General features: G+C 55.1%; 9 protein-coding genes. 6 read left to right on the plus strand and 3 right to left on the minus strand.

Translation table 11 applies throughout. The annotated features are described in order from the left end of the window. The 5 genes from ABD971_RS00205 to ABD971_RS00225 form a co-directional block, all read left to right on the plus strand. Positions 1–218, plus strand: a 218-nt coding sequence (locus ABD971_RS00205; RefSeq protein ID WP_345318304.1) for a hypothetical protein, incomplete at its 5' end; no start/stop codon positions are given. 455 nt (positions 219–673) lie between these two features. Further along, entirely contained in the window at positions 674–1726 is a 1053-nt protein-coding gene (locus ABD971_RS00210; RefSeq protein ID WP_345318306.1) for a LacI family DNA-binding transcriptional regulator, read from the plus strand. Continuing rightward, a complete protein-coding gene (locus tag ABD971_RS00215; protein ID WP_345318308.1) occupies positions 1719–3254 on the plus strand; it encodes a sodium:solute symporter family transporter in 1536 nt (511 codons plus the stop codon). The genes ABD971_RS00210 and ABD971_RS00215 overlap by 8 nt, the downstream gene beginning before the upstream one ends. 12 nt (positions 3255–3266) lie before the next feature. After that, a complete protein-coding gene (locus tag ABD971_RS00220; RefSeq protein ID WP_345318310.1) occupies positions 3267–4886 on the plus strand; it encodes an FAD-dependent oxidoreductase in 1620 nt (539 codons plus the stop codon). Continuing rightward, positions 4883–7759, plus strand: a complete 2877-nt coding sequence (locus tag ABD971_RS00225; protein WP_345318312.1) for an exo-alpha-sialidase — start codon at positions 4883–4885, stop codon at positions 7757–7759. The genes ABD971_RS00220 and ABD971_RS00225 overlap by 4 nt, the downstream gene beginning before the upstream one ends. Positions 7760–7869: 110 nt before the next feature. On the opposite strand, the gene ABD971_RS00230 is transcribed toward ABD971_RS00225, so the two are convergent. The 3 genes from ABD971_RS00230 to ABD971_RS00240 form a co-directional block, all read right to left on the minus strand. Next, positions 7870–11034, minus strand: coding sequence for an ATPase, T2SS/T4P/T4SS family (locus tag ABD971_RS00230; RefSeq protein WP_345318314.1), 3165 nt, complete (start codon positions 11032–11034; stop codon positions 7870–7872). Positions 11035–11063: 29 nt separating this feature from the next. Then, positions 11064–11735, minus strand: coding sequence for a MerR family transcriptional regulator (locus tag ABD971_RS00235; RefSeq protein ID WP_345318316.1), 672 nt, complete (start codon positions 11733–11735; stop codon positions 11064–11066). Between the two features lie 442 nt (positions 11736–12177). After that, entirely contained in the window at positions 12178–13305 is a 1128-nt protein-coding gene (locus ABD971_RS00240) for an EAL domain-containing protein (protein ID WP_345318319.1), read from the minus strand. A gap of 471 nt (positions 13306–13776) precedes the next feature. Between ABD971_RS00240 and ABD971_RS00245 the strand changes: the two genes are divergently transcribed. Further along, a complete protein-coding gene (locus ABD971_RS00245) occupies positions 13777–15102 on the plus strand; it encodes an ATP-binding protein (protein WP_339944301.1) in 1326 nt (441 codons plus the stop codon). Positions 15103–15126: the final 24 nt, after the last annotated feature.

Below are 15126 nucleotides of genomic sequence, written 5' to 3' on the forward strand. Positions count from 1 at the left end.
TTTTCTTGGCGTTGGTTTTCGTCGTTTGGGGAGTCGCTTCGGCACTGGTTCATCCGCTGCGTGTCAAACTGGCGGACCATCCGCCAAAGATGTCCCAATGCGCAAACGCCGTGCCAAAAACCAGTGAAATTCAATGCGCAACTTTCGTGCCGAACAGTATTGGGTTTGACCCCTTTGTTTCTCATCGGCGTGAAGCGACCTACGACGAGGGGATGTAGTCGCAATCTTCGGCACGTTGCCGCCAGCCTGGAGTGGAGCGAATTCGCCGATGGCACTGCGACCTAAATGGTCGCCGCACGAGCAACAAAGTCTTCGAGCGTGAAGCGAGCCCGCATGCGGTGGAGACTCTGTATGAAGTCATCGAAAACCACCCAACAATGCTGACACATTCACACAATCGGCAAATGGGACTTCCCATCTCCATTTTCATTTCCACAAAATCACTCGGTCTCATGACTGCCTTCCTTCACTTTGGAAACAGCTATTCTCCATGCATAAGTTACATTTAGAGGTATAAGCCACTTGGAATTGGGCCCTCCTGACGCTGTTGAGCTTGATGTATATCAATCGAGGCATGCCAATCGATTCATATGCATATTCATGCTTGCACGTTGCTTTTATTCAGATAGACTTTCAGTGCGTTCCAGCATTCACTCTTGGAGAACAACGGCCGATGTCGAAAACAGTGCCCAGGACGATGACCGAAGTGGCTCGGCGGGCCGGCGTCTCTCAAGCGACGGTCTCGCGGGTCGTTAACCGAAACGGTTACGTCTCGGACGAGGTCGCCGAATCGGTAACCAGGGCGATCGAGGAACTCGGTTACCAACCCGTGGCACGTCGCAGCACCCCCGAAAAGGAAAAGGCCCCCTCACCGACTTCGCCCCCAGGCAACATGATCGCATTGGTGATGCTGGACGATTCCATGGATGCAAATCCGACGTTGGCGTTATCCAAACTGCGTGGTGTCGAAGCGGCGGCCGCAAACGAAGGGTTGACGGTCTCGATTACACGGATGCATGGCGGTGATCCATTGCCACTGACGCTACAGCGGAAAGACATTGTCGGCATATTGCTGTGGGGGCGATCAGCCGACTCTGCGCTGAAGCGTGCCCTCAGCCACCTTCCTACGATGTGGCTCTCTTCGCACGCCGAGGACGGAGGCCAGGTTGTGCTGGTTGGCAATGAGCAGGCGGGGCGTATTGCGGCAGACTATTTAATTCAACACGGCGTCACGCGGCCGGCGTTCCTTTGTCTATCTCCGGACCGCCCCGCCTTTGCGCAGCGGGGCAACGGATTTCGATTCGGCTTGCATGTTGCCGGGATGGAGTCTGCGACATTCGTCAGCACCGAATCCGGCAGCGTACCGCTAGATTCGTTGTCACGCTCAGAGAAATTTCGCATCGTCGCGACACTAGTGGACCAAATGCTAACGTCCGAGCATAGCACCGACGGCATCTTCATCCCGGATGATCAGATCACTTGTTTGGTCTACGCGGAATTGCGAAAGCGAGCAATTGAACCTGGCAAAGACATCCTCATCGTGTCGTGCGGAAACGAAGACGCCTACCTGCATGGACTGCACCCGCGACCGGCGACAATCGATTTGGCCCCCGAAGCGACGGGACGCTTGGCTGTGGAACAGCTACTAAGGTTGGTCCGAAATCCCGTCGCTGGCAAGCGAGCTTCGGTAGTCGTTACTCCGGAGCTGGTGCTTGGCGATGAGTGAACTGCAAGTGCGTTGGCTCGATTACGCCGCCATTTTTTTGTATCTCGGCGCGATGGCTGCGATGGCGGTGTACTTCGCGCGGCGGAACACGAACACCGAAGAATACTTTGTCGGCAATCGCGGCTTTTCGGGATGGGTCATCGGTCTGTCGATGTTGGGGACGATTGTCTCGTCGGCTACCTTCTTGGCGTTGCCCGCAGCGGCTTATGCACTGGATTGGCGGCAGCTAGCGGTGAACTTGGCGCTGCCGTTTGTGGCGGTCATTGCGGTACTGGTTTTTATTCCGTTGTTTCGACAGGGGAAGATGACGACCGCATTTGAGTACCTCGGAATGCGATACGGAATGGTGCCGCGACTGTACGGCACGTTCAGTTTCATCGTGATGCAGCTGATTCGTTCGGCCCAGGTGCTTTTTTTATTGGCGCTGCCGATTCAATTTTTGACCGGGGCACCGCTGGGCATTGTGATTGTGGGAGCAGGCATTTTTGTGGCGTTCTATACGGTGATCGGCGGCATCGACACGGTGATCTGGACCGATGTGGTGCAGACGGTTGTGTTGTTTTGTGGAGGGATTGCTTGTGCATCGGCGATCATCGTGGAATTGCCTGGTGGCATCAGCCAAGTCATTGAGATCGGGACAGCACAAAACAAGTTCTCCTTTGGCAGCTTTGATTGGGATCTTTCCCAACGAACGTTCTGGACCGTTGCGATGTTAGGCGTCGTCAATTGGCTGGCGATCTATGGCGGAGATCAAAACATCGTTCAGCGTTATGTGTCTGCCAAGTCAACTCGCGAAGCTCGCAAGGCAACCATCATCTATTCGAGTTTGGCGCTACCGATGTGGGCGTTTTTCTTTTTCGTCGGTACAAGCGTCTTTGCGTATTACCAAACCTTCCCCGATCCGGCGGTTGCGGCATTGCAAGCGGATCAGGTGCTGCCCTTCTTTATCTTGAACCATATTCCCGCTGGTTTGGCGGGGTTGATTGTGGCGGCCATCATTGCCGCCGCGATGTCGACGCTCGATTCGAGCTTAAATGCGATTGCCACCGTCACGGTCGTCGATTTGATGAAGCCTCTCTTGGCTCGTGATCGCAGCGATCGGTTCTATCTGGTTGCGGCGCGGGTGATCGCGACCGCGGCAGCCGTACTGATGATCCTCGGTGGACTGATCTTCGCGAATCTACCCAAGGAAAGCATGAACGACATCTCATTGATCGTGACCTCCATCTTTGGTGGCTGTTTGATGGGGTTGTTTATGGTTGGCTTTTTCACCGAGCGGGTGGATGGCTTATCGGCGACTTGTGCGCTGCTAGCGGCCGTTGTCTTCAACGTTTATCTCGGGCTCGGTGCACTGCAAGTCTTGCCTGTCGATTACCGGCTTCCGGTTCATAGCTACTGGACGGGCGCTCTCGTCAATTTCACGTTCATCGTGTTCGCCTATGTGACCGCAAGGGTGCGAAACCGCGCGCCCCGTGACCTAGCGGGGCTGACGGTGTGGACCCTCAATGTCAACCTCAAGCAAAAGTAGAAACAGTCTCGCATGAGCGAATCCAAACCTCAAACGCAAGTCTTTGACGTTGTCGTCATCGGTGGGACGCCCGGAGGAATTTCCGCAGCCATTGCGGCAGCCCGAAGCGGATGCCGCGTTGCGATTACCGAACATCATGCTCACCTTGGTGGCATGTCGACCAGCGGTCTAGGCAAAAGCGACATTGAAAATCGCGAGATGATCGGAGGCATCTTTGCGGAGTTCGTGGCGCACGTTCGCTCGTATTACGCAGAGCGTTTCGGAGAAGATTCGCAGGATTTTGCTCTGTGTCGCGAAGGTTACTATTTCGAACCCTCGGTAGCCGAGGCGATCTTTGACCGGATGCTCGAGAACGAGTGTGAGCGAATCTGCGTGCTGCGAAGTCACTCCGTGCAATCGGTGGAAGTGATCAATGGACGCGTTCGCCGGGTTCACGTGATGTCCAGTGAAACCGCTTCCCAATTGCGGCTAGAAGCTTGCGTGTTTATCGATGCGACCTACGAAGGCGATCTGTATGGGTTGGCCGGTGCAGAGTTTCGCTTGGGACGCGAGTCGCGAGACGCATTTGATGAACCGCATGCTGGTCTGGTTTACTATGACTACGAAGAAGGCAAGTTCTTAGCGGGCACCACGGGCGAAGGGGATGGCCGTTTACCCGCCTACACCTATCGATTCTGTCTGACCACCGATCCCGATAACGGCTACGTTCTGCAGCAGCCTCCGGAGGATTACGATCCGGAGTTGTATCTGCCGTATCACGACGACTTAGCGGCGGGGCGTTTGTCGGCACCGCGACAACTGATGCCGGGTTGGGGATACTACCCCGAACATTTTGACACCTTGTTGCGGGCTCTGTCGGTGACAGAACTTCCCAACCAAAAAATTGATGCGAACATCAACCCGCGGCCTTTAGCGTTTCCGTTTGCAGAGCAAAACGTGGGCTACGTCGAGGGGACCGCCGAGGAACGCGAGCGGATCCGCCGGCGTCACCGCAACATCGCATTGGGGCTGCTGTACTTTTTGCAAAACGATCGTTCCGTTCCTTTGAAGCAGCGAGAAATGGCTCGGCGTTACAACTTGCCGCTCGATGAGTTCACCGACAACGATCACTTCCCGTATCAGCTTTATGTGCGTGAAGCACGTCGCTTAAAAGGGCAGTACACGCTGACCGAGCATGACATCGCCCGGACAAGCGATGAACCGGCCGCCGGGATGCATGAGGATGCAATCGCGGTGGGAGAGTTCCCGATTGATAGTTTTCCGACTCAATCGCGAAAGCCAACGGATACGCGGGTTCTCGAGGGGTACTTGGGCATGCTGAACAAGATCACGCGTCCCTACCAAATTCCGTATCGGATCATGCTGCCCGAACGCGTCCGCGGCTTGATCGTACCGGTTGCCGCATCGACGACTCACGTTGCCTACTCGTCCATTCGTATGGAGCCGACCTGGATGGCAATGGGTCAGGCCGCTGGCGTCGCCGCGTCCTTGGCAGTGAAGGGTAATTGTGATTGCGACGCGATATCGATTGACGATTTACAACAAACGCTCCGCGGACAAGGCCAGATTTTGGAACCACGTCTCGCCACAGCGACATCAACCAACCGCACAAAAGCCGAGGGCTCTGTATGAATATCAAGTCACTGTTCTACGCGGTTTTAAGCGTGGTAACGATTCACGGTGCGGTTTCGATTGGCAGCGAAATTGACTATCCCAACGCCGTTTCGAATCCAACGTCACCGTTGATGCTGGCGGGAGACGCCTTCCCGGACGACAAGCATCAGATCGATCAAGCCAAGTTGCCTCGCGTGCCCGGTGAACACTCCGTCGTCAGCGACGTTAGGGAAGCTCACGGAGTCAATCAACATAATTACTTGGTCAACCATCAGGGCAAGTACCTGATCATGTGGAGCGATGGTCCCGAGCTGGAGGACCGCGTCGGGCAACGAGTCAAGTTCGCGATCAGTGACGATGCGGTGCACTGGGGCGAACCTCGCTTCCTGACACCCGAGCCGCCTCACTCTGGACCGGACTCGCCGTACTACAACACACGGTCGCCCAAAGGTTTCCGCTATATCGCCCGCGGCTTCTGGCAACGCGATGGTGACTTGTATGCACTCGTCGCGCTGGATGAGGCTGCGGGGTTCTTCGGCCCCAGTTTAGAACTGCGAGCGTTTCGATTTGATGTCGAAAACGAAAACTGGCACGACACCGGTGTCATCGCCGACAACGCGATCAACAATTTCCCGCCCAAACGCATCCCCAGTGGTGAGTGGATGATGTCGCGTCGCCCCTACAACTATGCATCGGCGGGAGTAGATTTCCTGATCGGCGGCGTCAAGTCGATGACGGACTGGGAATCGTTTCGGGTGCTTGGTACGAACAGCCAGCTTCGCGCCGAGGAGCCGCTGTGGTGGGAGCTGCCCGATGGAAATCTGGCCGCTCTGTTTCGAGACAATGCCCACAGCAAATTTCTGTATCGCGCGTTTTCAACGGATAACGGACGGACTTGGAGCAAGCCGGTCAAAACGAACTTCCCCGACGCGACATCCAAGCTTTACGGATTTCGGTTGAGTGACGGACGTTACATTTTGATCTCCAACAGCAACCCACGGGCGCGTGATCCGCTCACGATCGCCATCAGCGACGATGGGTTGGTGTTTAACAAACTCGGCTATCTCGCGGGCGGCCGACAAGTGGATTATCCGCATGCCATCGAGCACGACGGAAATCTATTGGTTGCCTTCGCCAGCGGTAAGCGAACCGTGGAAGTATTGAAGATCAAATTGTCTGCGCTGGACCAACTCGCAATGCCTGAGACGCTGCAGGCCGACAAATCCTTGCCAGCCATCGCAGCCCCCAAACCGGCCGCCAACGCGGACTGGATCGATCTCGGCGAGGAAGGCGACCAGTTCTATTTGGCCGCCGACTTTGACGTACCCGAGCGAGGGAAAACTTTCGCGTTGAGTCTTGCCACAAGCGGTGGTGACGAACGAGTCACGATTGGAATCGCTGCCGATGGGAGGCTGTCAGCCCGGTTGTATGAGAAGATTGAATACGGTCCGACACTGAATCAAGGCGAATCGCTTTCGCTGCTCGTTCGCATCGCCAGCCACGACAATCAGCCCGACGAGCTGTTCGTACAAATCGGTCCAGCCGGCAAAATCCCTTCCGAACCGACGAAGCTGTCGGATTGGACATTGGTCAATCGCGAGGGATGCAGCCGGGCGAATCTCGCTCGCATTCACGTTGCCGCAGACAAAACCTTACTCGAATCCACTCACGTTCGAATTGGCAGCACCGCGTCCGATTTGATCGATGCAAAACCGACCAAGTTCACCGTCGTCTCGCCCAAGGCTCGCGTGGCAATGCCCGATCTGTCGATGGCGGATCCGGTTGCAAACCCGACGAGCGGACTGATGTTGCGACTTTCCGAGACCGGGACGGATCCGAACAAGATCGATTTTGATCAGCTTCCAAAATTGCCGGTTCAGCACGCCATCATCAGCGACGTTCGAGACCAAGGAGGCAATTGGGTGCATCAGCACGCTTACGTTGCTCGACACGATGGGCGTTTTTGGGCGATGTGGAGCGATGGTCCTGGCAAACGAATTGATCACGTCTCGCCCGAGCGGCATCGCAATGTCGTTCCGCACCATGATCAGGCGGGAACTCGCGTCTCCTACGCCACCAGCCTCGACGGTGTGAACTGGAGCAAGCCTGCCGATTTGACCGGACCGCCCCGCATCGAAGGCTTTGGGTGGATCGCCCGCGGGATGTGGATTCGCGATGGAGAACTGTTGGCGCTAGCGAGTCATTTCCGGGCTCCTGGTTATCCTGGTGAAGGACTCAGTCTGGAGGCGTTTCGTTGGAATGCCACCGAAGGCAACTGGGAAGCTCACGGAACCGTGCTCGATGATACGCTCAATAACTTTGCCCCCAAACGGTTGCCTTCGGGCGAATACATGATGACACGCCGCGATCACCAGCGCCGAGTTTCGGTGATGATTGGCGGCGTCAAGGCGTTTGATCAATGGCGTACTTTGCCGCTGGCCAGCTACGGCAAGGACGGTCAACCCGAAGAACCGTATTGGTACGTGCTACCGGACCAGAAGAGCATCGTCGGTTTGATTCGTGACAATGCGCGTTCGGGCCGATTACTACGCACGTTCTCGACAGACAACGGGCAAACATGGAGTCCGATTGTCGGCACGAATTTCCCTGATGCGACAAGCAAATTTTTCGTCCTTCGCACGTCGCGAGGCTACTACGCCTTGGTCTCCAATGCCAATCCGCGAAGACGCGATCCGCTGACGCTCGCGATCAGTCGCGACGGACTGGTCTTCACCGACCTCTTTTATTTGATCGGTGGACGACATATCGACTATCCCCATCTGATCGAGCACGACGGTCATTTGTTGGTCGCATTTTCAGGTGCGAAACAAACGATGGAAGTGCTGAAGATATCACTGGACGAAATCGACACTCGGATCTCCGCTCCGTAACGTTTTGCCCCAGCTAAGAATTAGGATTTGTCAGTAGTCGTCGAGACTTTCATTTTCTGCGATGACCGGAACTCTTGACAAGTTCCGCTACCTCAGTAAGAGAATCGACGTTATTGGAGCGTCGATTGCATTGCTCTTGCTTCCCACCATTCCCGCACACAGTTGGGCTGGCCAGAGGCCATTGCATGTTCTCTCAGGGTAATCGCCGTTTGTGCGACACGGCCGAGTTCAATGAGCATGGTCGTGCCATCACTGGTTGGGGCAAAATGAACTTGATGAGTCGACGCTGTTGCACCAACGGTGATGTTCATCGTGCCTGTTTGAAGTTGGTCCGTGATCGAGACATCGACCTTCGCCAAAATCTTCAATCGAGCAACGATCGCTGACAACATGCGACGTGGAACGTGTTCGCGATCCACCACATCACCGTCGATCACATACTGAATAACAACCGCATCTGGCCGAGCAGTCAAGATCACATGAGTCGCACGCATCTGAATCGCTTCGGACACAATCAAATTCACCAGTCGAATGACCGGAGCGTTACTGGGTGACGAAGATTCCTTCACGGTGCGTTGGCGGCGTGATCGCATCGGCGATGGAGCAGGAAGGGGCATCGATTGAATCATGCAAATGTCGTCATCTTCGAGCATACCATCGATAATGATCTCGTCGGACATCCCCAATGATTCGTCTGAATGTAATTCGAGATAGTCGTCGTCACTGGTTTCTGTGAAGTCGATAGCAGTATCGGTAAACTCCTGCAGCATTGAATCTGCCGATTCGCCTTCGACTTGACCATAGTGCAGGTTGATACTTTGCAAGATGGCGTCGGGGGAAGCGATCATGGTTTGAATGTTGCGGTTGAGAATGAAACGCAATTTTTCGACCGTTTCCAAGTCGGTCGGATCGCTGACCAGGACCGTCAACGTGCCGCCTGACTCGCTCAGCGGCATGACTCCGTTTTCGCGAACGACCGATTCAGGAATCAGTTCGATCACTTCTATCGGTATTTGCGTGTGTCTCAAATCAACGTACGGCATCTTGTACGATTCGGCTGTGACCTGGGCCACCTCCTCGGCAGTGGCGTACTGCATACGCACCAATGCGTTGCCAACATTGGTGGACGTCGAACGGGACAGCGCCTCGGCCTCGGAAAATTGATCCATCGTCACGATGCCTTTCTGAAGGATCAAATCAGCAAACTGCTTTGGCAACACGGGTCCGCCCGTTGGTTTCGAGACGGACATCGAACGACGTGCAATGGGCCGTCCAGCGGATGGGTGACTCGGCAACGAGATCAAGCGATCGCGCCCGAGCGGTGCAGAATGCATCGGTTTCCAGCCTTCGGGCAACTCAACGGGTTGGCTGATTGCATGCGTAGAGCCTTTCGTATTGACGCGTTCCGATTCGTCGACTGCAACAAACGCAGTAAAGCGAGAAAGCACTTGCGTTTCGAGCGAACAACGAACGATCTCTTCTTGCAGCAATCGATCCGGAGCCGATTTGCCCGCAAATTCATCTTCCAGTTCTCGCAAAATTGCACGCCCCCACATCGCATGCAGCAAGTTGACCGAGTCGCTAGATAAAGTCACCGTCTCCGCTTCGATGGTTTGGCTCCAAGGCTCCCCGCTAGCTAATGTTCCATGCACTGCGATTCGAAGCGACGATGGTTGTCGCGACCGACCGTAGATGGAAAGAGGGCGACCGGGATATAGAAGCGTATGGTTGGTAGGGGCGATTTGGGTGATCCAACCAGCATCGTCGACCGCTTCGATCCGCAGATCTGTGATCGATGGGGATCCAATTTCATCCCCAAAACGCTGCATGATTTCATCAAGTCGTTTTTCAGACTCCACTCCTTCGTAAATACCTCCCGTAAACTTGGCCAATCGTTGCAATACTCCCGCGTTGACGGCACGATCGATCCCAAGGCAGAACAGACGAGGACGCCGTGGCTTGGGTACTTCGCCGAGTAATCGCAGCAGCGAATCTTCGCCCGTGATCTGTCCATCGGTGACCAAGACGATCGACGCGGAACCTTGGCCGTTGTCATTAGACTGAAACATCTGCAAGCCTTGCTGGATTGCCCGTCCCATTTCAGTGCCGCCACGTGAACGAATCCCCGCCAACCAGCGAACCGCCCGATAACGGTTCGCGTCGCTCGCAGTCTGCAACGAATTGGAATGAGACCTTTCGGACGGTGATTCCATATTGTTATCGAAGGCCAAGACTTGAAACCGGTCGTTCGGCCCAAGCGTGTCGATCAAGCGACTGATCCCACGACGGGCTGCGTCCATCTTCCAACCCGACATGCTGCCGCTGCGGTCCAGCAAGAAAACAACGTCTTTCGGCAGATCCGATTTGCGCGACGGTGGAACGAGGTGGATTGCAAACGTCCCGCTGTCCGGATCACACAACAAGGAACCAACCACTTTGGATGATTCGATCGGCCCACGCAAAATGAAATCGCGATCGACCTTTTCTCCCGGACGAATCTGAATTCGACAAGATTTCGCGACCGATTGGTCGTCGCCGTCCGATTCAACCGCGATTGCGTGCAGGCTGCTACGAAGCTGGGACGGCCAATCCGCATGACCGCCTAAGCCACTGTCGTGGTTGCCAGGCTGGACGTCGATTTCGATTGAAAGATTTACAGGGCTAGGAAACCCAGGTAACCACGTTGGCGGCGTGACCGTCGACGCGTCAGGCACTTGATCGGTGTCAACGGCAGTGCCATTTCCCACTGACGCTCCCGGCAACGGGAAACCGGACGTGTATCGAGGTGCGACAACCAATGGCATCCGTAGCGTCCATTCGCCATGAGCAACGGCAAGGTTTCCGATCGTTTGGATGCGAACTTGGATCGCTTCGCCAGGCGGAATGTTCCCGACCTTCATCGAAAAAGTTTCGCCACGATTTTGTTCCAATAACGCCGCTCGGTGACCTTGATGGATTGCACGCCGGTAATCGGACCGCGCTTGGCCACGTTCCTTTAACTCGGCACGCACCAATCGATCGGCTACCCAGATCTCACATCCCACCACAGCTTGCTCGCCTTCGATCGGAAACACATAGGTCGCTTCGATGCATTCGTCGAATGGGTTATAGAACGTTTGTTTGATCGTCGTTTGCACCGCCAATCCGACCACGCGACTGCGGTAAGCCAACTGTTGTAGCGGCAAGTTGCCAACATCGGTCTTGAGCGATCCAAAACCATTCTTCACTTCGGAATCGTCTATATCGTCAAGTCGCGGCAACGTGAAAGAAGTCATGGTAACAGCCTCCGAAGAGAAGAAGAAAGTCAGGACCGAGCATCATGCCGAGGTGTTGACGGGGAAACAATCAAACTCTGGCGAACCAGTTCACTGATCAGCGATTCAGCCGCAGACTGCAATCGCCGAAGGCTGGCGGCGTCGACAACTTCCGCACTGGCGGTCGTATCGATGGATAATTGGACCTGGGGGTGCAAATTGATTCGCAGTGTCTGAGACACCTCACGGGCGGACGAATCTTCCGGCGGTACCCCTGGAGCTGAGGGCAATGCCGCTGTTCGGCTCCAGAATTCATCGCTGGCATCAACATCCGTCGAGTTTTCCGATGCTACGGGACGCTTCTGCGATTCACGCAAGTAGCTTTCGGCCTGCTTCCAGAAATCGTTTGGTAATGCCGCCAGCGATTGCAGCTCTTTGGGCGGCAGCCCGGTCAGTCGCTGTTGGATATCTGACAGTGTTTTGTTGTTCGCCTGCAGTCGCTTGATCGCGACCAATTGCATCACATGTTTTCCGTCGTAAAAGGCGGTGCGCCCCCGCATTTCGGCGGGACGATCCACCAAACCCAGCGTTGTGTAATAGCGAATCGTTCGCGTGTTGGGCACAGCTCGCACTCGCGCGGAAGCCGCCGGAACATAGTCTGTGTCCTGCAGCGCCCTCGCAACCAGCGTTCGCAACTCGGCCATCGAATAAAATCGGTCCATGCCACAACATTAACACTGTCATATTACAGTGTCAAGTTTCTTAGCTGTTCTCGAGAGGGGATTCACGGAAGCCGGGAACCACTGGCGAATAATCGCGCCCGCCGATGGTACGAAACGCTTTAAAGCATTTTGAGCCAACAAATTGCGGCATTTAAATTCTGTAGCGACGCTTGCCAGAGCGTGAACAGGCGTGATTTGTTGCCGTCCAATACGCGTCGCACCACCTACTGGCAAAGGTGGCTACCAAAAGATGCTTCAGAGTTCTGCGTTTTGGCGAGTGAGCAGGCGGGCCCCACATAGTGCCCGGCACCTTACGGCTTGCGGCTCAACGCAGTGAAGATGCTGGTGGCAGTGAAGATGCTCGTGATCGAGTAATGCTGCGGGGGCGCGAGAATGGCGAGATCTTGTCGATCAAGCTCGCGTGGCAACCGAGAATGCGGCGTTACGCCGGGGATGGGCGTCCGTAGTAGTAGCCTTGGCCGAGCTGAAACCCGAGATCGATACAGGCTTGCGATTCGCCTTCGGTTTCCACTCCCTCGGCGAGTGCCAAGATGTCCAGATCACAAACCATGTTGACAAGGTTCGACAACATCTTGCGTCGACTCTCACTGGCGGTATCGATTCCTCGAATCAACGAGATATCGAACTTGACCACATACGGTCTGGCTTCGACCAATTCGGCCAACCGTGCTTGGCCGGAGCCAAAGTCGTCGTAGGCGAGTCGAATATTTTGTGACTCGAGGACTTCGACGAGATCGTCCATCACGGCGCGGTTCGTCACCGCAGACTCGTGAATCTCCAGTACAAGATTGGCGTTGCCAGCCATCTCGCGTGCTTTGATCAGCGATTCGATCAAACCCTGGACGTCACCAATTTCCTTGGGATGTGTATTGACAAACAGCATCGGGCTTTCGGGAAAATCACGTCCGACGCGAATTCCTTCCCAGCGAAGCAATCGGCTCAGCTCGACTTCGAGACTCAGTTGCTCGGCGGCTTGAAACATTGCGCCGACCGACTCGAGACCAAACACGCTTCCTCGCCCGAGAATCTCGTGTCCGATCATCTCACGATGATCGCTGCGTAAATCGACGATGGCTTGAAAGTGCGGTCGAACCAAACGCTCGGACATCAGTCGGTCGAATTGGACCAGTGCTAAGGCTTGGTCGCAGATATTTTCGGCAATCGTGCCATTGGTCGCTCCCATGACCGATTGACGATAAACGCGGAACGGTGCTTCGGCAAAATGAATCAGGTCTTCTTCGCTGATTCGAATGGTCTGGTTTGGCTCGACTCGTTTGCCATTAACATACGTACCGTTGGTGCTGCCAAGATCGGTCAACTGGAGTGCGCCGTCGCGGATCGATAGCGCCGCGTGACGACCGCTGACGGTGCGGAATTGCAGCCGCAATGAGACGCCCGGCTTGCGACCGATGACATACGGTTCATCATCAATGGGCAGATGAATGATCGTTTCGCCAGGCTGAGTCGGGCCCGACAAAAACCAAATGTCCTCCATCAACGCATTGCTGCGCCGGAGTCGTTCGAGTGCCGAGTTTTCAATCGTTGCCATTAATCTTGTACGCTCAAGGGGCCATGTTGTGTTCGCAGCGAGAACTTCCGGGGGGGGGTGATCAATCTGCGGGACCTTGAAAGGTACGACGTAAATAGACGGTCGTCACCGCGAGAGTCGAAAATTCTTGCCTAAAAGTTCGGAATCCAACTGCGAAGTGTTCGGAAATAACTCCGCTGTTTCCGTTTTCCCTCCGTCGCTGCCCCTCCCCCCTGCAGAACCGTCCCTTTGATGACCGCTTCGCTGCGGGAGATACCGCCCCCGAACAAGAACTTATTTACGAACGATTCGATAACCGGCTCCGATGCTCTTATTTGCGAGCTACGTTTGAGGGCGGCAATACAGGCTGGCAAACATGTCAAGTTTGCGGGGCGGTGCAACGACGACAACGCACGGCCCGCGCATGCCGCACAATCGTTAACACCGATTCGTTATCCGCATCGTTCATTCATCAACATCGCTAAACACGTTATGACTGTACTCGCAAGCGACACTCAATCCTTCGAACCGAGCATGTTAGGCGGGCTGTTGTCCGACGACACGTTTTGGCCAACGCAGCCTCGCGATCTACACGAAACCGGGCTCAGCGCGGCTTACGTTGACGGATTAATGCTGAAAATCCTGTTGGTCGGTGGTACCCTCAGCGGCCGCACCTCGTCGGAACGGATCGGGATCCCTTTTCGTGTCATCGAACCGATTCTTGATGCACTACGAACACGCAAATTGGTAACGCATGTCCGGCCAGCCCCTTTTAATGATTACTACTACTCGCTAACCGAAGCTGGCCAAAAGCAGGCCAATCAACAAATGGCTCAGTGCAGTTACACTGGTGCTGCGCCTGTGCCATTGTCGGATTACGTGTTGAGCGTCGAAGCGCAAGCCGCCGGTCTGGACGCGGTCGATCGCGAACAATTACGCACCGCGCTCAGCTCAATCTCGTATCAGAACGAACTGCTTGATCATCTCGGACCCGCGGTGAACAGTAACACGGGCATGTTCTTGTTCGGGCCTCCGGGCAACGGAAAAACGACGATTGCCCGCTGTCTGACTCAATGCCTTGGCCAAGAAATTTGGATTCCCAACGCGATCCTTGACGATGGCAACTTGATCAAGTTGCAAGACGATGCCTTTCATCGCCCCGCGCCGGTTCCCGAAATCGCCAGCGACATATTGAAGGGCCAGGAATGGGACAATCGCTGGACTCGGATTCGTCGCCCGACCGTGGTGGTCGGTGGCGAATTAGTCATGGATAACCTGGAAGTCCGCCACGACGCGCGATCCAACATCTGTGAAGCGCCGCTGCAGATGAAGAGCAATTGCGGATGTTTGTTGATCGACGACTTCGGTCGTCAACGTATTGCGCCCGAGGAACTACTCAACCGCTGGATCATTCCACTGGAAAACAAATGCGATTACTTGACATTGCCCACCGGAAAGAAAATTCAAATTCCGTTTGAGCAGTTGATCATCTTCTCGACCAACATCGACCCCAACTCGCTGGTCGACGAAGCATTTTTAAGACGAGTGCCTTACAAAATCTTCGTCTCCGACCCCGGTCGTGAAGAGTACCGCGAATTGATGAGCGGCGTGATGCGAACCTTGGGATTCCCGGACACGCCGCAAGCCGCAGACCATCTATTCAAGTTCTACGAAGACAGTGGTCGCAACATGCGACGTTGCCATCCGCGAGACTTGTTGACTCAAGTGGCAAATTACTGCAAATACCGCAAGTTGCCATTGACGTTACAACCGGATTACTTGGATCACGCCTGCCGTAGTTATTTCAGCCAACTGTAGAGCGTACAGCCGCATTTCAGCGAA

It is taken from the genome of Novipirellula rosea (genome assembly GCF_039541335.1).
Lineage (GTDB): Bacteria > Planctomycetota > Planctomycetia > Pirellulales > Pirellulaceae > Novipirellula > Novipirellula rosea.